The sequence below is a fragment of the Chryseobacterium lathyri genome (assembly GCF_019970085.1).
In the GTDB taxonomy this organism is placed as follows: Bacteria; Bacteroidota; Bacteroidia; order Flavobacteriales; family Weeksellaceae; genus Chryseobacterium; species Chryseobacterium lathyri.
The window spans coordinates 616,004-637,377 of sequence record NZ_JAHXYG010000002.1 but is presented as its reverse complement, the minus strand read 5'-3'; the positions used below and the strand labels follow the sequence as shown (position 1 = coordinate 637,377).

Sequence of the window (21,374 nt, the reverse complement as noted above, 5' to 3'; positions counted from 1 at the left end):
AGCAAAGCCGAAGCATCTATATCCTGAATGTTTAATTAAGAAGTAACACCAAGCTCCTTTCCTACTTTCTCAAAAGCCGCAATCGCTTTATCAAGGTGAGCTTTTGTGTGGGCGGCAGAAAGCTGTACTCTGATCCTTGCTTTTCCTTTCGGTACCACAGGATAGAAGAATCCGATTACATAAATGCCTTCATCCATCAGCTTTTCAGCCATTTTCTGGGCAAGAGGCGCATCATACAGCATCACCGGAACGATAGCTGCATCACCTTCCGGAATATCAAAGCCTTTAGCCACCATCTCCTTTCTGAAATATTCTGCATTTTCCATTACCTGGTCACGAAGTGAGGTATCCTCAGAGATCATATCCAGAACTTTCAAGGCAGCCCCAACGATTCCGGGCGCTAATGAATTAGAAAACAAATATGGACGTGAACGCTGTCTCAGCATATCGATGATTTCTTTTTTACCCGAAGTAAATCCTCCAAGAGCTCCTCCCAAAGCTTTTCCTAAGGTAGAAGTGATAATATCTACCCTGCCCATTACTTCATTGGCTTCGTGAGTTCCACGGCCTGTTTTCCCGATGAAACCTGTAGCATGGGAATCATCCACCATTACAAGCGCATTGTATTTATCAGCAAGATCGCATACCCCTTTCAGGTCTGCAACAATACCATCCATAGAGAAAACCCCGTCTGTAACAATGATCTTGAAACGGTGATTCTTTTCGGAAGCAGCAATCAGCTGAGCTTCCAGATCAGCCATATTATTGTTTTTGTAACGGTATCTTGCCGATTTACAAAGACGTACCCCATCAATAATGGATGCATGATTCAGCTCATCTGAAATAATAGCATCTTCTTCAGTAAACAATGGCTCAAAAACACCACCGTTCGCATCAAAACATGCGGCATACAGAATAGTATCTTCAAGACCTAAAAAGTCTGCAATTTTCTTCTCCAGTTGTTTGTGGATGTCTTGGGTTCCGCAGATAAAACGTACAGAAGACATTCCATAACCGTGAGATTCTATCATGTCCTGGGAAGCTTTCATTACTTCCGGATTGTTTGACAGACCCAGGTAATTATTCGCACAGAAGTTTAAAAGCTTCTTTCCATTGGCTTCAATTTCCGCACTCTGCTGGGAAGTGATGATTCTTTCTCTTTTATAAAGACCATCATTTTCAATGTTTTGCAGTTCGTTCTGTAAATGCTGAAGATATTTTTCAGAGATCATTTTTAGTAATTTTTTAGATGTGCTAATTTAATAAAAAGGCGTTAAAATATCAGCTTTTATAAGTTTTAATTCTCAAAACAACAATTCAATTTCAGTTTTAACACAATTAGTCTACTAATTTAGTAGGATAATAATTATATTTGTCTACAAATTCTGGATTATGAGATTGAGCCCGATACAAAAAGTAAAGAAAATAAGTTCCGGAAGCTTTATAAATAACCATATGAAGCCACGGTTTCCTGTTATTATGGAGGATTTTATTGATCCTGAAAGTCCTGCTTTCAAAAAATGGAATTATGAATACTTCAAAGAAATAGCAGGTGACCACAAAGTTAATATCTATGGAAGTGAGCTGGAATCTCTGGATAAAGTGGCCAGCAGCCCAATTGGTCAGACTACATTCGCTGAATACCTCGACCTGATTAGCAGCACTCCTACAGAACACAGGCTGTTTTTATTTAATCTGCTTACTATCAGGCCCGAACTTAAGGATGATATTCTTTATAATGATGTTACAAACGGGAAAATATTGAAATGGCTGCCTTTTATGTTCTTCGGAGGTGAAGGCTCTATTACCAGAAATCACATTGATATAGATATGTCACATGTTTTTATCACACAATTTCAGGGAACCAAAAGGATCTGGCTTTTCCCTTGGGAGCAGTCGGATCTTATGTATAAACTTCCTTATAATTTTCACAGCTTACCGAATATTAAAGATCCGGATTACAGAGAATTTCCGTCTCTACTCTATCTTGACGGTTATGAAGCTATACTACAGCCTGGTGAAACACTTTATATTCCTTCCGGCTGGTGGCATTACATCCAATATGAAACTGAAGGCTATTCCGTTTCTGTAAGAGCACTCCCGTCCAGTATTCTGGAAAAATGGCGCGGTTTCAAAAATATGGTAATTACAAGAAACTTTGACAATATCATGCGAAAACTCTTTAAAGAAAAATGGTTCAAATACAAAGTAAAAACAGCCAGAAGAAGAGCAGCAACAGCAGCCAGAAAACAAAAAAGCTTTCTTATCTGAAAGCCTTTATCATAATTCTTAACAATAAAATTATTTAACAATGGAATTTATATATGCCATATTATCCCCTGAACGCCCTCTGTATATTTTTTATCCGATGTTTTAAATTTCTCCAATGTAAAAAACCTTCATTGCTGAAGGTTTTCTGGATATTTAAAGTCATTCTTAGCTAACACTCAGTTCTCTGCTACCGGTAGAACAATACCTGAATGTTTCTTTTTTTACTATTGTTTTAAAAACTTAATATTCTTTTCATGAATAGTGAAAATATAAGAGCCCGGAACCAAGTCTGAGATTCTAACCGCTTTTTCGGGTTGATATACATCTTTTTTGATCAGTTTCCCATCCATAGAATGAATAGAAAACTCAACAGCCTTATCAATTCCTTTTATATAGAGCTCGTTCTTTGCAGGATTCGGATATAGTGCAAAATCTTCCTTCTCCACAGATGATACGCTTAATGTATTATCCTGAGCCACTGTAGAATTTTTCTCCAGGATCTGGTATTCATAATTAAATTCAACACTGGCTACAGGGAAAGAAACTGTTTCCAGGAAATACTGGTTATCAGAGGTATGATTCAGGACAAAATAAGCAGTCTGTCCGCCGGTTCCGTTCACCTTAATTGGCAATGGCATTTCAAAAAAGCTCACTGAAGGGCTGCTTTGGATTTGGGAAACTTTAAACAGGATCTGATTTCCGGTCTGTTTCCATTTTGTCGTATAGGTTGGATAACCTTCACCATATAGCCAGTCATTAAAAAATCCCGTAAAATCTTTTCCTGTAGACTGCAGCAGCGATGTATTAAAATCTGCAGTTCTCACATAATTATAGGCCAAATTCGGTCTGGCATGATAATCTCTTACTGCCTGATAAAAGGCCGTATCCCCAAGGATCCATTTGATCATTCTTAAAATATAGGCTCCTTTTACATAGGTTAGCCTGTTGTTGAATATTCTGCTTACACTGGAAAGGCCGGAATCCGGGACATACGTAGAACCATCAGGAGCAGAAGTAATATTATTGATTTCTCCCAGCAGGAAATTCTTAAACTCAGTATTGGTCATCAGTAATTTTTCGTTGGCAAGAACAGCACCGAAAGTGGCAAAACCTTCATTCAGCCAGATATCATTCCAGGCGCCACAGGTCACCTTATCACCAAACCACTGATGAGCAAGCTCATGGGCAATAAGACCTTTGCTCCAGCTTCCCATAGACGTCATCGTCTGATGTTCCATTCCGCCTCCATTGGTGAACTCCATATGTCCGTATTTTTCGTTGCGGAAAGGATAAGGTCCGAAATAGGTTTCAAAAGTATTCATAACCACTTTCGTCCACTCAATATTAGACATACTTGTTGCATTTGCATTGGTGGAAGGATAAACATAATTAACGAATGGAAACGGCGGATTTCCCATGGTATCATTCAGTTTGACGAAATTGGTAATGGAAAGGGCAATCAGGTAAGCAGATGTGGGATAAGCTGTTCTCCAGAAAGTAAGTTTCTGATTTCCCGGAAGCACTGTTTCAGACTTCAGTTTTCCGTTGGCTGCAACATTATATTGAGAAGGTGTGATAATTTTAAAATCAAATCTTTCGATCTTATCATTAAGGCTTTGTTTCGTTGGAAACCAGTCCTGCGCACCATAAGGCTCACTTAAAGTACAGATAATAGGTGTTCCGCCCTGTGTAGATGCTGTAAAAGCGCCTCCAGCAGCAGAAGGGGCACCGGAATAATGAATCGTTAAGGAATCCAGAGTATTTGCGGGAATTGAAGCCGGAAAATCTATTTTCACTTCTTTTGTCGGAAGCTGCTGGAAAGTGAGACTGTTTCCATGATACTGCACCTGTGAAACGACCAGAATATCCGACAGATCAAAATAAATGCTGCTCATATTCTGATTAGGCTTGAAATGTGAGGTCACAGAACCTGAAATATTATATACCGCAGGATCCAGAGTAACATTCATCCTTTGATACTGAAGATCGTAATTTAGAGTGTTGGGGTTAATATTGTAGGTGGTCATTTTCTTCGTAAAAGATTTCATTTCTTTTGCGATAAGCCCTTTCATTTCAATATTTTGATCCTGTATCTGTCCAAAGAACGGCTGGGAGATCAAAAAGCCCAGAATTAGAAGATAAAATTTTCTCATACTCAGAATATTAGATATGACCAAAGATAAAAAAAACCTTCTAATCATTGATTAAAAGGTTTTTAGAATATTAAAATAATATTTTTTAGAGATCGAGAGCCGGTTCAAGAATCTTTTCCATTCTTTTCTTTACCATATCTACTGATCCGGAATAATTGTTGACCATTAAAGAAAATACTAATGTTTTTCCAGAGTTGGTCTTCAGGTATCCTGCCAATGTTTTTACCTTATTCAAAGTTCCTGTTTTGGCAAAAACCTGACCGTTTCCGGTACCGATGAACATCCTTTTCAGCGTTCCGGACTGTCCGCCTACAGGCAGTGAAGTGAAATAAACTTTGTAGTATTTCTCATCCATTAAAGACGTTAAAAACTTAACCTGCGAAATTGGCGTTACATTATTGTTTCTGGAAAGTCCGCTTCCATCCATATAATTCAGACCCATCATATCAAAACTTTCCTCCTTCAGGTGGTTGGTTACCACTATCCTTCCTGATTCAGAGGTCTGGTCACCCATTTTCTGGAAGCCTACTGTCTTCAGTAAAGCTTCTGCCAAAGAATTGTCGCTGTGTTGGTTCGTATAGAATATGATATCCGCTAATGTAGGAGATTTATAGGCTGAAACCAGCTTTCTGCTCTCCGGAGCTGCATCTGTCATTCTAGGGGTTACTTTTCCGGTAACACCAATGCCACTTTTTACCAGCGTTGTTCTGAAAGTATTGGCAAGATAAGCCGGAGCATCAGGAAGTTTTGTTGTTAAAAATCCGTCTCCCTCATATTTTTCTGCATACACCATCTGGTTGGCGTAAGGCGACATATAGAAATACTTTTTCTCAGAAGCCAATCCTGATTTTTTCATGATCAGCTTTTCGTTGGCAGGATTGATCTCGCGGGTAGTTCCTACGGGCAGATAGTAATTATTGTTTTCAAGCCATACAACATTTTCCGGAAGCCTTGTAATATTGCCTTTGAAAAGCGCTGTCTGAATGATAATATCACCGTTTACCTTTCTGATTCCTTCGCGTGAAAGTCCGCCCATAAAGTCTGAAATAATATCTCTGTAGGACCATGCACCGGCTTTATTGGTTCCTAAAGAAGGATCGCCGCTGCCTATGAGATACAGATTACCATTCAAAACTCCGTTTTCATCAATAGTCCCCGAATATTCCAGCTGTGTCATCCAACGGTAGTTTTCACCTAAAAGGCTCAATGCTGTTTCCGTGGTGAGTAATTTTGTGGTAGAAGCCGGCACTAAAGGAGTATTTTCATTGTACGAAGAAATGACCTTCTTCGTTTTGGGGTCATACACTACGAATCCCCAGTTTGCATTTTTCAGCACAGGATCCGTCATCATTGTGTTTACATTAATATCTACAAGCTCTTTGGCCGACAGAATTGTTTTCTCCGCCATTGAGGTAACCGGAGAAGGTAGATTCAAAGTATTCTTCTGATTGTCGTATGCCTGTGAGTAAAGAACTGTAGAAACGGTAGATTGGGCAAGGAAAAACCCAGAAGCCAATACCGCTACACCTGAAATATATTTTCTGTAATTTACCATGTATCTTTTTTTGTTTCCATAGTTTGACGCTATAAAAAATGATAAGTTAAATCATCCGTTTAAAGAGCCAAACATTTAATGAACGACCAAAAGTAGAAATTATTGTTATAAAAAGGGTTACACGGTTCTTATAAAAGAGCGTAAAGTTTGTTAAAAAATGTTAAAAATCCACAAAAACATCTTTTTTAATACTTTGATAAGCAGTGATTTCATCAAATTCATTCAAACTTAGCAAAACCATTTTTTTGAATTCATCATACTTTTTCCCACGGGGAAGTTTCAGCATGATTTGGAATTGGTATAGATTATTAAGCCTGGCAATCTGGGCTCTTTCGGGTCCCAAAACACATTCTTCAGGAAGATATTTTCTTAAAACAGATCCCAAAAACTGGGAAGCCCGGTTCACTTTGTCTTCTTTCCGGTGTTTCAGCTCGATCATAATGAGTTTAGTGAACGGAGGGTAATGGAATTTCTGACGTTCGGTAAGGATATATTTGTAAATTTTTGCAGGATTATTCATCTTGATCAGCTGAAAAACGGAATGATCAGGATTATAGGTCTGAATTAAAATTTTTCCTTTTCCGGAAACTCTTCCGGCTCTTCCAGAAACCTGGGTGATCAGCTGGTAGGCTCTTTCCTCAGCTCTGAAATCCTGAACATACAGCAGGGAATCCGCTTTAGGAATAGCGACAAGCTCAATATGATCAAAATCGAGTCCTTTTGATATCATTTGGGTTCCCACGATAATATCTGTTTCGCCTTCTTCTATTTTTTCGTACAGTTTTTCATACGCAAACTTTTTACGCATAGAATCCACATCCATTCTGTCCACTTCATGATCAGGAAACATCTTGGATACTTCTTCATGAATCTGTTCTACTCCTACCCCTCTTTCGTTAAGGTTTTCTGAATGACATTTCGGACAGGTTCTCGGCTTTGAAGCTCTTTGTCCGCAGTAATGACACTTCATCTCGTTGGCTGCTTTATGGTAGGTCATTACGACATCACAGTTTGAACAGTAATTCACATAGCCGCAGGTTTCACATTCAATTACATTGGCATAACCACGGCGGTTGTGAAGCACAATGGCCTGATTTTTCTCGTCCAGCGTTTTTTTAATCTCATCAATTAAGTGTAAAGAAAAATTCCCTGAAACTTTTTTGGATTCCTGGGCTTCTTTAAAGTTGATAAGTTCGTATTCCGGCAGCTTCACATTTCCGAATCTCTCATTCAGGAAAATATACTTTATTTTATCTTTTCTGGCGTTGTAGTAGCTTTCTACAGAAGGTGTTGCCGACCCCAGAATCACTCCGGCCCCATAAAAATTACCTAAAACCAATGCGGCATCTTTGGCATTGAAATAAGGTGAAGCTTCCCTTGGTCTGTATGCAGAATCATGTTCTTCATCCACTACAATAAGTCCAAGATCCTGAAATGGCAGGAATAACGCATTACGTGTTCCTATAAGAATTTTAATATCGTTCTGCTTGATTCTTCTCCAGACTTCCACTCGTTCAAAATCGGTTAATTTCTGATGATAGAAGCCAAGTTGTCGGCCATATTTCTTCTCTAATCTTTGAGTGATCTGTTTAGTCAGAGAAATTTCGGGAAGCAGGAACAGAACATTTTTTCCTTCCTGAATACATTCTTCAATTTTCTCTAAATAAATATGGGTTTTCCCTGAGGAAGTAACACCGTGCAGCAATACATTTTTGCCTTCTTCAAAGGCCTCATCAATTTCGGTTTTAGCTTCTTGCTGCTCTTCGGAAAGTTCTTCAAGTTCTTCAATTTCACCTTCATAGCTTTCGATCCTGTCTTTCTGCATATGATATTCTGCGACAAGATTTTTATCTGCCAACGCCTTAAAATGAGAGCTTCCAAAATATCCGTCCTCAAAGAGTTCTGCTTTTTTAATGGGAACTTCCGGATGCTCGGTCTGTTTTTCTAAAATAGCCAGAAAAAGATCTTTCTGCTTCGGAGCCTTGTTCAGCTTTAAAAGAATATCCGTGAGATTCTGGTTGCTTAAAACCTCATCATTGATCCTGACATAGGCTACTTCTTTAGCTTTGTATTTTTCAGCAATTTTTTCATCAATTTCAATGTACTGCAGATCAATCAGGGAATTGATCGTTTTAATGATCTCTTTTTTAGGAATAAATGCTTCAATATCAGTAAGGTTGATGAGCTGACGTACTTCCAGTGCCTGGATAAGGTACATTTCATTAACGTCCAGGTTTTCAAAATCAACCGTTATATTGGGTTTTAATTTTAAATAGGTTTCACTTTCCAGTTTTAAAGAAGACGGAAACGCAAAACGGTAGATCTCTCCCAGCCCGCACAGATAATATTCTGAAAGCCAGTTCCAGAAACTGATCTGCTCTTCAGGTAGGATGGGTTTATCATCTAAAATACTGATAACTTCTTTAGCTACAAAACTTTCCGGGGCGTTATCATGAAGTTCAAAAACAATTCCTGTATAAATTTTCTTTCCCCCGAAAGGCACGAGAACCCGCATTCCCGGTTGAATCATGGGCATTAGTTCTTCAGGAACTTTGTAGGTGAAAGATCCTTTTAAATTGAGCGGTAAAACTATTTGAGCGTACTGCAAGGGAAATTTTTAAAGTGTAAAATTAGATTTTTATTCAGAGAACTGCAATTTTTTATTGAGATCAAAGGGTAAAGCAGTCTGATGCTGTTTTTCTGATTAAACTTATGGTTCCTCTTTATTTTTTTAAATGAGTGATTGCATTTTTTACTCTCGCAGATTGAGCAGATGTTTATGGATATTATGATTTATAATCATGAATAAAACAGGCTCAATAGTGCTCTTATATCTTAATAAATAAAAGTATAATTATAACGCAAAACATCTGCTCAATCTGCAAAACCTGCGAGAGAATATTTAAACATTCAGCCGCATCGTCCTGTATACAAGACCGGTATGACAATTTTAGAAAAGAAATTCTGTGATATAATACCAGACCGCAGAGGTAAAGAACCCGACAATAATACTGAAGCCGACAATGAGATTGGTAAGCTTGGTATTGAGCCTGAACTGTTCTGCAATAATACTTGAGGTGACAACGGTTGGCATAGCAGCTTCAAATACAGTAATTTTTGCTACATCTCCTTTTATATTCAGGAGTAGAGCCAGTCCTAAAACAATAGCCGGCGCTAAAATGAGCTTGTAGAGCATAGAAGCAGACATTTGCGGGATCAGCTTTTTCCATCCGTTAAATTTCAGTTGGAGTCCTACAGAAAATAAAGCCAACGGACTCACTGTTGCTGCTAATTTATCAAAAAATGGTTCTGCTAATGTGAAATCAATAAACTGCGACAATACCAATGCTGCAATGCACCCTATCAATGGAGGAAAAGTGACCAGTCTCTTTAAAATAAATTTTGCACTTACTTTTCCTGATCTGCTTCCACCCTTCACTGCTGCTATAATTCCTAATGTGGAAAGGGCAAAAAACATGGTCTGATCACAAATAATGGCAATACTTAAAAGACTTTCGCCATAAAATGCACTAATGAGAGGAAAACCGATAAAGGATGTATTGCTGTAGCCGCTTGTCAGTTCCATTGTACTTCTGGACCGCCTTGAATAGCCCTTACTTTTACTGTAGAACATCATAAAAAAGAAGCAGAAAACAGAAACAAGAAAGGTAGCCGCAATGGGAAACAGCATTTCTGTTGTCCATTTAACTTTGGGCAGGTATTTAAAAGAAACTGCGGGCAGGGCAAGATAAAGAATCCAGGTATTAATACCTTTGTGAGCATCAGGATGGATAGATTTTGTTGCTTTGAATACCATTCCTGCAATAATGCACACCGCAATCAGAACAAAATTGACCATCATATTTAAAAATTGAATATAAAGTTACGGTTGATTTTTGAGGAAAATCAATTTATTTAAAAATAAATGTATGCTTAGAATTGCATGGGTTTAAGGTTTATTTTTTAAATTCTCGCAGATTGGGCTGATTGAGCAAATTTTTATTGCTGTATGATGTTTTAATTTTGCAGTGTATCCCAAAGGCTCATCACTTCTATATTTTCCAAAGGTTTTGAGAGTTTTATCTTTTTTGATGAACCAGGAAGGAGATCAAAAAAGTTATCACTGAAATGGGTATCTCCCATTAGATAAATCTCTTTTGCCAAAACATCTGTGGAAATTTCAATTTCGTCTGCTGCAGTTTTTCTAATCTTAAGGGTGGGTTTTGTCAACTGCAAATCTTTAGGTTTGGAAAAGAAATGGTGGTTGACGGCAATAGCTTTACCATCATTATTTCTTAATGTAAACTGCAGAAAGGTTTTATTTCGATCTATTTCAGTAATTAAGCTTTTAATTTCAAGGGGCTTAAATCTCAGAATAGTTTCCAACATTTTTCCTTTCAAATCTGTCACTGTTTCTTTTAAAACTTTACCGTAAAAACTTACTGCTTTAATTTCTAATTTAATATCACTGAAATTTTCCAGCCCGTCATTAACAGCATAAAAATTTAAAATACCTTCTTTTTCTTCAGTGAAAATGACCTGCTGCTCAAAGCTTCTTTTCATCTGGTAATGCAAAGCTTTCCAGTTTCCAAGGTAATCAATGGAGGACCAGGAAACTACAGGCCAGCAGTCATTAAGTTGCCAGTATAACGTTCCCATATTATAGGGTTTTGAACGTCGGTGGGCTTCAACGGCGATTTTCATCCCACGGGCCTGGAGCAGCTGGGAAATGTAATTGTATTTCACGAAATCTGAGGGCGTTTTATAGTCCCTTTTCATATATTCAGCGATGATGTCCCAACCTCTGGTATTTTTTTCATGGGCTTTAATAACCGGATTCTGAAGGCTGAGATCCGGAGTTCCTGAAAACATAGATTTCATAGCTTCCAGGCTTGGCATTCCCTGAAAACCATATTCTGACATGAATCTTCCTACTTTTTGATTATAAATCTCAAACGGCTGCTCTCCCCACCACACTCCCCAGTAATGGGAATCTCCTTCTGTAAGGCTTTCTTTATGCCCCCATCCGATAGACGGCGAGCTCGGCCAGTAGATATTTTTATCCGAAGTGAGAATTTCCTTCATAGCATTAGGAATCACTTCATGGAACAGTTTTTTATAGTCTTTCCAAACCTGAAGAGAATCATTTTTTGAGTATTTGAACTGTTTCTGATAACCCCAGTTGACGATGGCTTCATCAATTTCATTATTTCCGCACCATAAAGCAATGGATGGATGGTTCTGAAGCCTGTTGACCTGGTATTTTACTTCTTCTTTTACATTATTTAAAAAATCTTCATCGGCCGGATAAAAGCTGCCGGCAAACATGAAATCCTGCCAGACTAAAATACCGTTTTCGTCACAGGCTTTATAAAATTCATCATCTTCATAGATGCCACCACCCCATACACGGATCATATTCATATTGGCGTCTTTGGCGTCATTGATGAGCTTCCGGTATTTTTCCTTGGTTATTCTGGGTGAAAAGCTGTCGGAAGGAATCCAGTTTGTTCCTTTTGCATACAATGGTTTCCCATTGACTTTAAAATAGAAGGATTTTCCTGCCTGATCTTTCTCCTGGATGAGTTCAATGGTTCTTAACCCAATTCTTTCGGTTTTTTCAGAAAGAATTTTTGAATCTTTTTGCAGAGAAACTTTTATATCATATAAATTCGGATCGCCCCATCCATTGGGCTGCCAAAGTTTTGGATTGCTAATTTTAAAAGGAATCTTGATCTTATTTTCACCTTTTTTTAACTGAAATTTATTTGATTGAGTATTAATAGAAATAGAATATTCCCCTTCTTTATCTGCAAAAATTTCTGCTTGAATATTGAGCTCTGCCTGTTGTTTTGTCAGATTTTTTTGCTCAATTTTTATATTTTTTAATGTAGCATGATTCCAGAAACGAAGTGCTGCATCTTTCCAGATTCCGGCAGTAACCAGTCTTGGACCCCAATCCCATCCAAACTGATACTGAGCTTTTCTTACAAAACTCCTGGGCGACTCCGGCATGGTAAACGGAACCTTCCCGGCCAGTTCTTTTCCTTTATTCACTGCCGATCCAAATTTAATCTTCAATTCATTATCTCCTTCTTTCAGAAACTCTTTTACAGGAATCTCCCATTTCCTGAACATATTATCTGTTTTTTTCAGCAGTTTTCCGTTCAGATAGATTTCTGAAAAAGTGTCAAGACCGTTAAAAACAAGGTCTATATGTCCATTTTGAAGTTCTTTTGATGATACATTAAAACGGGTCTGATATTCCCAGTCTTCATTTTCTATCCACTGTACTTTTTTTTCATTTTCATCTTTAAAAGGATCGGAAATGATCTTATTATCCATCAAATCAAGATGTACAGTGCCCGGAATTTTTGCAGGCAACCATTTCTGTTCCTGTGTATTTTTGAACTGCCATTTTTCGGAAGACAAACTTCGTTCTGTAAGCTGTGCATTCATAATACTTTGAATAAAAAGGAAAGCAAAAAGGACAGATTTATTCATTATAGGTTTGTTTACAATTCTGTGAATCCCATATTTAATGAATTCACTGTTAAAATTTATCCGTAATCCCAAATTCAGGGTAGTCAGTTTCAGATTCTTTGTTTTTCTCAAAAACTATTTATTCTTCAAAGCTACAATCTCATTCGCATTGCCAAAAGATCCACCGTCTGTAATTGCAGAAGAGTGAAAATAACTGGCATTTGTAAATGCTCTGATCTCTTCAATATTGGTAGAACGAAGTCCGCCTCCAACCAGAATTTCTATTCTTCCGGCAGCAAGCTCAACCAGTTTTTTCAGATTCTCTTTACCTTCTGAAACATTGGGCTTCTGGCCTGAAGTGAGGATCGTTTTAAAGCCACAACCAATTACTTTTTCCAAAGAATCTTCAAGGCCTTTTGCTCTGTCAAAAGCACGGTGAAAAGTACATGGAAGAGGATATGCCATCTCAATCAAAATCCTGTTGTGTTCTCCATGTATCTGATTATTTTCGTCCAGGATTCCAAATACAAAACCATCTACTTTCAGAGATTTCAGCTGGAGCAGATCTTTTTGCATTTGTTCAAATTCAGCTTCCGAATAGGTAAAATCTCCGCCTCTTGGGCGGATCATTACAAAAACCGGAATATTTATTTTTTCTCTGAGTTCTTTTGTCGTTTCAAAATCCGGAGTTGTTCCGCCTTCGCTCAATCCGTCACATAATTCTATTCTGTCGGCTCCGTTTTCAAATGCAGTCATTGCGGATTCCGGATTGAAACATGCTATTTCTATTTTTGACATTTTTTCGTTTTATTTAAATTTTACTCTTCTTCAATAACATCTGCTATCAGAAATTTATTATCTGTTTTTATAACTTTAATCTGACGGGAATATTTGGCTTTAAACCCATCATCAGCCAGGACTACATTAAAAACGTAATTATTGTCTGACGAGGATTTTAAGTCACAATTTCTAATTTCAATATTAATCCAGTCCTGTCCGGAAATAAGGAATCCGGAGTCTATTCCAGCTTTATCAGTATCAAACTTACCTTTCCATTTGTCCTGGAATTCTTTTAAGGTAAGACTTCCATCAACATCCATATCCACATTCATTGCATCTGTTTTATACTCGTAATAGTCTTTGGTTGTGATTTTCTGCATTTCTTTATCCAAACTCCTAAGATCTTCTTTAAAGTAATTTTTGATACTTTTTTCCAGCCATTTTTTTGCTTCTCCGGATTCATCATGTTTATTTTCTGAAATTTCGGTTTCTTGGGAAACAGATTCCTGCGGTGCCTGAGTCTGGATTTCTTTCTTTTCTTCTTTACATGCTGTGATCAGAAACAAAGATGCAATGATCATTCTTTTCATATTCTTTTTGATATTCTAAATTTTGGCTAAAGCCGTTTGGTGTTTTTTTTATTTTGTAAGCGGGCTAAAGCCCGCTCCTATTGAATTTAAAGAAAATATAATTATTTCAGAGCAAATTCCGGTTTTTCCAGACGATTGCCTTTCTGGTCATAGACAGCGAAATTAAATCCGTCCTGAATGCAGTAAGAGCCGTATTCTCCTTTTTTATTTAAAGCGATGAAGCCAACCTGAATATCTTTAAGGTTTTTATTTCTTCTCTGAGCAATTTTCACAATTCTTTCAACTGCTTCTTTGCAAGCCTGCTGGGGATTCCTTCCCTGTCTCATCAATTCAACAACCAGATGTGTCCCGACAGTACGGATTACTTCTTCGCCGTGCCCGGTAGCCGTAGCAGCACCCACTTCATTGTCTACAAATAGTCCTGCGCCGATGATAGGTGAATCTCCTACTCTTCCATGCATTTTAAAGGCCATCCCGCTGGTAGTGCAGGCTCCTGAAAGATTTCCCTGTGCATCCAGAGCAATCATTCCAATGGTATCATGGTTTTCAATATTGGCGACTGGTTTGTACTCGCTGGTTTTGAGCCATTCTTTCCATTCTTTTTCTGAATCGGGAGTGAGAAGATTTTCTTTTTTAAACCCTTGTGATAATGCAAACTGTAATGCTCCATCTCCAACCAGCATAACATGGGGTGTTTTTTCCATCACCGCTCTTGCTACGGAAATAGGATTTTTGATATTTTCCAGGCAGGCAACGGAACCGATGTTATAGTTTTCGTCCATAATACAGGCATCGAGGGTAACTCTTCCGTCTCTATCCGGACGTCCTCCATAGCCTACACTTCTTTCAGTTGGGTCCAATTCCACGAGACGAACTCCTTTTTCCACTGCATCAAGGGCTTTTCCACCTTTTCCCAAAATAGTCCAGGCTTCTTCGTTTGCCTTCAGTCCGAAATTCCAGGTGGAAAGAACAATGGGTTTTCCTGCTTTTACAGGATTCTCAGACAGTTCTCCGGCAATCAGATCCAGTGGGTTTACGGCAAGTGCCAGAGAAGCAGCAGCCGTTTTTTTAATGAAGTTTCGTCTACTTTGCATATTCAGATATATTTGGCTCCAAATTAGGAATTTTCCCGCTAGCAGAAAAGGAAAAAGACCACAGAGTACTATGGTCTTTTGGTTTTTAATAAGAGTAAGGCAATTTACTTCTGAAATAACATAACTTTATGTATTGACGGCTGCAACAGCTATTGCATCCAGTATATTCAGAAACTTATTTCTAATTGATGCCAATTTCATCAACGAACAGCCATGCTTTTGAATCTGCACCGGGATTTCCGGCAGGAATAATACCTGCATTTTCTATTTTAAGCTTAATGTACTCTGCATTCTGATTTCCTACATTCAGCTTAATTTTTCCTTTTGAGTTCTGAATTTCATCTTTCCCGATCTCTTTGATCATTTTAAAGGCCTTTCCATCATCCGAAACAAAGATCTGTGCAGATTTCGCCAGATGGATCCAGCTTCCCTTATTTTCTAAGGTATTAAAATAAACTTCAGAAAAGTTGGTTTTCTGTCCCAGATCAATGGTTGCCACTACATCTTTTCCCTGAAAGCCCAACCATGTTTTGCCCAATTGTCTTATGTTTCCGATAATTCCATCCACCAAGGTAAAAGCTCCGCCAAAAGAATAGTTTTCGCTGGGCTGTTGTTCCAGGGTGATCTTTTTTCCTGTTGTTTTTGAAATTTTGAATTCCTGGGAAGAAACAGCACTTTTCAGTTTTCCGTCTTCAAAATAGGCGGATTTAACGGTTAGAGATTTTGAAACAGCAATCGGTCCCTGATAAACCTGTGAATGTATAGAAGGTTCTGTCCCGTCCGTTGTATACCGTATTCCTTTCGGGTCCTGTGATACATTAAGTTCATAAGAAATACCGTTCCCGGCAGGAAGTACTTTTCCGGAAATATTATAGATACTTTTGGCATAATTCACCTTCATCTTATCCAGAACTTTGAACTGACTGATTACCCTTCTTTCAAATTCTTTATAATTTTTAGGATCTGCCGTTCCCCATCCTACTTCGGAAAGCGCCATCAGTCTTGGAAATATCATATACTGTACCTGCTTAAAATCCGTGATGTATTCCGTCCATAGATTGGCCTGAACTCCTAAAATATATTTGGCCTGCTCTGCGTTCAGCTCTGCAGGAATAGGATTATAGGAATAGACTTTATCCAAAGGGGTAAAACCTCCGAAAGCATTTGGCTCCGATTGAGGATCACCCTGATAATGATCAAAATAACAGTAGGCTCCGGGAGTCATTACGGCAAAGTGAGAAGATTTTGCAGCTTCGATTCCTCCGTTTACACCTGTCCAGCTCATAACGGCAGCATTTGGAGCCAGACCGCCTTCAAGGATTTCATCCCAACCGATGATTTTTCTTCCTTTACTGTTGACATATTTTTCAATTCTCTGAATGAAATAGCTTTGCAATCCATGTTCATCTTTCAGATTATTCTTTTTGATCAGCTCCTGGCAATGGGCACATTCTTTCCATCTCGTTTTCGGACATTCATCGCCACCGATGTGGATGTATTGTGATGGAAACAGGGCAATAACTTCATCCAGAACATTTTCAAGGAAAGTGAAGGTTTCTTCTTTCGGACAGAAAACATCATCAAAAACACCCCATTTTGTTGCAGCTTCAAACGGCCCTTTTGTACAGGCAAGCTCGGGATAAGCTGATAAAGCAGCTAAAGCATGACCGGGCATTTCAATCTCGGGAACTATAGTAATATGCCTTTGCTGGGCGTATTTAATGACGTCCTTAATCTGCTCCTGGGTATAGAAATAGGGACCATAAGGTTTACCGTCGAAAGTATTGTCTACATAAGCACCAATCATCGATTCTTTACGTTTTGAACCGATCTGGGTGAGTTTCGGGTATTTTTTAATTTCAATTCTCCAGCCCTGATCGTCTGTAAGGTGCCAGTGAAAAGTGTTCAGCTTGTACATGGCTAAATAATCAATATACTGTTTAACCTCATCTACATTAAAGAAATGGCGGCAGACATCCAGGTGCATTCCGCGCCATGCAAATTTAGGCTGGTCTTCAATTCTTAAAGCAGGAATTTCCCTATCTTCCTTATGTTCTTCAAAAAGTTGAGCCAGGGTTTGAAGAGCCAGAAAATACCCCTGTCTGGTATTGGAAGTTATGAAAATCTTTTGGGGAGAAATGTCAATAGTATACTTTTCTTTATCTTCTTCGGGATGAATCGGGATTTTTGGCTGTGGAAACGGCATGTACATCAAATGAATTCCTTCCGTCTTACTGCTGTTCTGAAATTTCACACCGGAACCAAGCCTTTTTTTGAAATACTCTGTTTCTTCTTTTGGAAGTTTATCGTTCAGGATCAACGTTTCAGGAATGATGAACCTTCCTTCCTGCATGGTTACACTTTGAGGATAAGGAATTAAATCTGGCTTCTTCTGGGCATGAAAAACTGTGGAAAAAATAGCAGAAAACATAAAAAGAAAATGTCGCATTTAGGTATGATTAAGGTTTTAGCTAATATAATTATTTTCTAAAACTCTTTGGTGATTTAACTTATTAAATAATAAAACATCTAAATTTGCAAAAAAGATACAATGAGAAAAAATATTTTATTCGCTGCTGCCCTATTATTTTCAGTTTCTTCACAGGCACAGCTCTTAGACATCATCAAATCTACCGTCAAAAACAAAACCGGTGTCGATCTTGATAATCCATCAAAACCTAAAAGTTCTACAACCACCACTACAACTAATACCACTCCAATTACTCCAACTAAAGCTTCTCCTGTTAATCTGGGAAACCTAACCTCAACACAGATATCTTCGGGGTTAAAGGAAGCGTTAAGCCTTGGAGTAACTGATGGTGTAAAGAAACTGGCGTTAACGGACGGATTCTTTAAGAATGAAGCGGTAAAAATTTTAATGCCTGAAAAGTTAAGAAAGATTGATACCACGCTGCGTTCCCTGGGAATGGGAAGTCTGGCAGATGAAGGGGTAAAATTATTAAATAGAGCCGCTGAAGATGCGGTAACAGAAGCCGCTCCTATTTTCACCAAAGCAATTACTTCGATGACGATCACGGACGCTAAGAACATTTTATTAAGCAGTGATAATGCAGCAACCAATTATTTACAGACGAAAACGCAAAGTCAGTTATTCACAGCTTTCCAGCCAAAGGTAAAGGCTTCACTGGGTAAAGTGGGTGCAGATACGGTTTGGAAAAATCTGATCTCAAAGTACAATACTTTCACAGGGCAATCTGTAACGACCGATCTTAACGAATATGTGACGACTGAAACAATTAATGGTGTATTTAAAATGGTAGCTGATAAAGAAAGCGGCATCAGAAATACTCCGGCGATGAGAACCACTTCTATTTTACAGAAGGTTTTTGGGGCACAGGATGGGAAATAATTTAGTTTTTTTTCAAAAACTTTATCAATATATAAACTGTTTCATTTTTTGAAGCAGTTTTTCTTTTGTATTAAAAAATGTGCATTATCTGCTCAATCTGTGGGTAAAAAATTTTAGTAACTTTTCTTTTGTCTTGAAACAAAAGAAACAAAAATTCAAGACCTGGAAACTTCCGCTAAAAACAAATACTGTTCTCTAAAAATTCTAAAACTTGCGCGAATTCAGTATATGTTCTTCGGTTCAGTTAAAGTGTCGCGCTTCGGACAGGAGAATTTTCTTAACGTTCACAGCATTTATTTTTTTAACGCTCCATTTTCCTATGTCAGTTTAATAGTGTTTCATAAGCCCTTTTTGAGAACATTTATAATTCTTTAAATTTAGAGTGATAAGAAAATCTGTGTTATCTGCTCAATCGGTGGGAGAAAATGTCAGTTAAATGCATAAAAAAACCTTGTCGGTGACAAGGCTTTATTTTTTATTTAGAATTGCATTTCAGGAATTTCACCTTCAATGATCAGATCTGCTTCTGTAGATTTTATGATGTGCTCCACTGAAACCCCTGGAGCTCTTTCAACCAGTTTGAATCCGGCTGGAGTTACATCCAGTACTGCCAGTTCGGTCACTAATCTTTTCACACAGTTAACCCCTGTGAGCGGAAGACTGCATTTTTTCAGGATTTTGCTTTCTCCTGCTTTATTCACGTGCATCATGGCAACAATAATATTTTCTGCTGAGGCAACAAGGTCCATTGCTCCCCCCATTCCTTTTACCATTTTTCCGGGAATCTTCCAGTTGGCAATATCTCCGTTCTCTGAAACTTCCATCGCTCCAAGAATAGTAAGGTCTACTTTCTGGCCACGAATCATCCCAAAACTAAAGGCTGAATCAAAAAATGAACCTCCTGGCAGTATGGTAATGGTTTGCTTTCCTGCATTGATGATATCGGCATCTTCTTCACCTTCGAACGGGAAAGGTCCCATCCCTAGAACTCCGTTCTCACTCTGAAATTCTACGGAAATACCTTCCGGAACATAGTTAGCCACCAACGTAGGGATCCCGATTCCCAGGTTTACATAATAACGGTCTTTCAGTTCTTTTGAAATCCTTTTAGCAATTTGTTCTTTTGTAAGCATAATAAAAACTTAGACTGCAATTTAATTCTTTTCACTTGAATACAAAAGGTCTTTGTTATTCAAAATTATTAATACCATAAGTCAAAATAATATCTCTAATTTTGCAACATTATTTATTAAAATGAAAATACTTTTAAGATACCTTAAGCCTTACCAATGGTTGATTATCCTTTCTTTGTTATTGGCAACCATTAATCAGGTTTTTTCTTTATTTGCTCCGGCGATCACGGGTAATATCCTGGACCGGCTGGTAACACATCCTAACTTTTTTGATAAGGAAAAACTTTTACCCAGAAATCTTAACCAATATTTATACGGAGACGGAATTTATCATGGGGTGTTCTATTTTTTAGGGCTGCTCATTGGAACAGCGATGGTAAGCCGAATAGCCAAAGCTTTTCAGGATTATGCAGTAAGTGTGATCACTCAAAAGTTTGGCGCAAAAATCTTTACGGATGGCTTAAAACATTCAATGGCTCTTCCTTATCAGGAATTTGAAGATCAGAGAAGTGGTGAAACCTTGTCTATTTTAACAAAAGTAAGAGAAGATACTGTAAAGTTCATCACCAGTTTTATTAATATCTTCTTTGGAATTTTAGTGAGTATTATTTTCGTTTCCGTGTATGCGATCCGCTTACATTGGTCGATCATGCCTGTCTATATCTGCGGGATTTTCCTGATTGCCTTCATCACTAATTTACTGAGTAAAAGAATTAAAAGCATTCAGAAGAATATCGTTTCGGAAACCACTGCTTTAGCCGGAAGTACTACAGAAAGCTTAAGAAATATAGAAATCGTTAAAAGTTTAGGCTTAACGAATCAGGAAGTGATCCGTTTAAATAATAATACCTACAAGATTCTTGGACTTGAGCTCAGAAAGGTAAAAAGCATCCGTTCTTTAAGCTTTATCCAGGGTACGATGGTCAATTTTCTTCAGCAGATGATCACCATGACCTTATTGCTTTTAATTTTTAAAAATATTGTGACTCCCGGACAGTACCTTTCTCTGATGTTTTATGGTTTCTTTATTTTCGGACCAATGCAGGAAATCGGGAACATCATTATTTCTTACCGTGAGGCTGAGGCTTCTCTTTTCAATTTTGATAATTTAATGAAAAAAGAGGTGGAAGAAAAACCTCTCCATCCGAAACAGATCGGTGCTATTGAAGAACTGGAATTTAAACATGTTTCTTTTAAACATCAATCGGCTCAGTATAAAGCTTTAAATAATATCTCTTTTGATGTTAAAAATGGAGAAACCATTGCTTTTGTAGGGCCTAGCGGTTCAGGGAAAAGTACATTGGTGAAATTGCTGGTTGGACTGTACAGACCACAGGAAGGAAATATTTTTTACAATAGCATCAATGGAAAAGAATTTGATTTTGATGAGCTGAGGAATCAGATTGGTTTTGTTACCCAGGATACACAGCTTTTTGCAGGAACCATTAAGGAAAATCTTCTTTTTGTAAATCCTAACGCTACAGAATCTGAACTGGATATTGCGTTGCAGAAATCGAGCTGTACAGCATTATTGGAGAGAGCAGAAAAGGGTATCGAAACCGTTATCGGTGAGGGCGGACTGAAGCTGAGCGGCGGAGAAAAACAAAGAATTGCCATTGCAAGAGCACTTTTAAGAAAACCTCATTTATTGATTTTTGATGAAGCAACTTCGGCTTTAGACAGTATTACGGAAGAAGAAATTACCTCTACCATAAAAGACATTTCAAAAGAAAGAGAACAGATTACAGTTCTTATTGCCCACCGTTTAAGCACGATCATGCATGCTGACAGAATCTATGTATTGGAACGCGGACAGGTGATTGAAATGGGATCCCACGATAATCTGATTGCCGAAAAAGGATTGTATTATGCTATGTGGCGACAGCAGATCGGGGAAAGAAAAATGCTCATTTCACCGGAAGCATAACATAAACAAAGCGCTGAA

Annotated in this window: 14 protein-coding genes; 3 read left to right on the top strand and 11 right to left on the bottom strand. The window is 38.0% G+C overall.

Annotated features, from left to right (window positions below; all coding sequences use genetic code 11):
• Positions 1–35 precede the first annotated feature (35 nt).
• Complete coding sequence (gene kbl / locus LC418_RS08195) at positions 36–1,232, bottom strand: glycine C-acetyltransferase (protein ID WP_223558718.1); 1,197 nt, start codon at positions 1,230–1,232, stop codon at positions 36–38.
• 160 nt (positions 1,233–1,392) lie between these two features.
• Between kbl and LC418_RS08190 the strand changes: the two genes are divergently transcribed.
• Positions 1,393–2,271: a cupin-like domain-containing protein gene (locus tag LC418_RS08190; protein ID WP_111960433.1), complete on the top strand. Its 879-nt coding sequence runs from the start codon at positions 1,393–1,395 to the stop codon at positions 2,269–2,271.
• A 224-nt stretch (positions 2,272–2,495) separates the two neighbouring features.
• Here the strand turns inward: LC418_RS08190 and LC418_RS08185 are convergent, their stop codons facing one another.
• From LC418_RS08185 to LC418_RS08145, 9 genes are all read right to left on the bottom strand, one after another.
• The gene (locus LC418_RS08185; RefSeq protein WP_223558717.1) at positions 2,496–4,424 is read right to left on the bottom strand and encodes a M1 family metallopeptidase; all 1,929 of its coding nucleotides are present in this window, start codon (positions 4,422–4,424) and stop codon (positions 2,496–2,498) included.
• Between the two features lie 85 nt (positions 4,425–4,509).
• Positions 4,510–5,979, bottom strand: coding sequence for a D-alanyl-D-alanine carboxypeptidase/D-alanyl-D-alanine endopeptidase (gene dacB / locus LC418_RS08180; RefSeq protein ID WP_223558716.1), 1,470 nt, complete (start codon positions 5,977–5,979; stop codon positions 4,510–4,512).
• Between the two features lie 160 nt (positions 5,980–6,139).
• Positions 6,140–8,587, bottom strand: coding sequence for a replication restart helicase PriA (gene priA, locus LC418_RS08175; protein ID WP_223558715.1), 2,448 nt, complete (start codon positions 8,585–8,587; stop codon positions 6,140–6,142).
• A gap of 342 nt (positions 8,588–8,929) precedes the next feature.
• Complete coding sequence (locus LC418_RS08170) at positions 8,930–9,841, bottom strand: AEC family transporter (RefSeq protein WP_223558714.1); 912 nt, start codon at positions 9,839–9,841, stop codon at positions 8,930–8,932.
• 155 nt (positions 9,842–9,996) lie between these two features.
• On the bottom strand, positions 9,997–12,483 hold the full coding sequence (locus LC418_RS08165) for a beta-mannosidase (RefSeq protein ID WP_223558713.1): 2,487 nt from the start codon (positions 12,481–12,483) through the stop codon (positions 9,997–9,999).
• A 114-nt stretch (positions 12,484–12,597) separates the two neighbouring features.
• Complete coding sequence (locus tag LC418_RS08160) at positions 12,598–13,260, bottom strand: copper homeostasis protein CutC (RefSeq protein ID WP_223558712.1); 663 nt, start codon at positions 13,258–13,260, stop codon at positions 12,598–12,600.
• Between the two features lie 20 nt (positions 13,261–13,280).
• Complete coding sequence (locus tag LC418_RS08155; protein ID WP_223558711.1) at positions 13,281–13,832, bottom strand: hypothetical protein; 552 nt, start codon at positions 13,830–13,832, stop codon at positions 13,281–13,283.
• A 101-nt stretch (positions 13,833–13,933) separates the two neighbouring features.
• Entirely contained in the window at positions 13,934–14,926 is a 993-nt protein-coding gene (locus LC418_RS08150; RefSeq protein WP_223558710.1) for an isoaspartyl peptidase/L-asparaginase family protein, read from the bottom strand.
• Positions 14,927–15,107: 181 nt separating this feature from the next.
• Positions 15,108–17,375 (bottom strand): glycoside hydrolase family 20 protein, encoded by a 2,268-nt coding sequence (locus LC418_RS08145; protein ID WP_223558709.1) that lies wholly within the window; start codon positions 17,373–17,375, stop codon positions 15,108–15,110.
• A 102-nt stretch (positions 17,376–17,477) separates the two neighbouring features.
• Between LC418_RS08145 and LC418_RS08140 the strand changes: the two genes are divergently transcribed.
• Positions 17,478–18,296, top strand: coding sequence for a DUF4197 domain-containing protein (locus LC418_RS08140; protein WP_223558708.1), 819 nt, complete (start codon positions 17,478–17,480; stop codon positions 18,294–18,296).
• Between the two features lie 479 nt (positions 18,297–18,775).
• On the opposite strand, the gene LC418_RS08135 is transcribed toward LC418_RS08140, so the two are convergent.
• Positions 18,776–19,429 carry a CoA transferase subunit B gene (locus LC418_RS08135; RefSeq protein ID WP_223558707.1) on the bottom strand — a complete coding sequence of 218 codons (654 nt, stop codon included), beginning with the start codon at positions 19,427–19,429 and terminating at the stop codon, positions 18,776–18,778.
• Between the two features lie 121 nt (positions 19,430–19,550).
• Between LC418_RS08135 and LC418_RS08130 the strand changes: the two genes are divergently transcribed.
• Positions 19,551–21,356, top strand: a complete 1,806-nt coding sequence (locus LC418_RS08130) for an ABC transporter ATP-binding protein (RefSeq protein ID WP_111960413.1) — start codon at positions 19,551–19,553, stop codon at positions 21,354–21,356.
• Positions 21,357–21,374 lie beyond the last annotated feature (18 nt).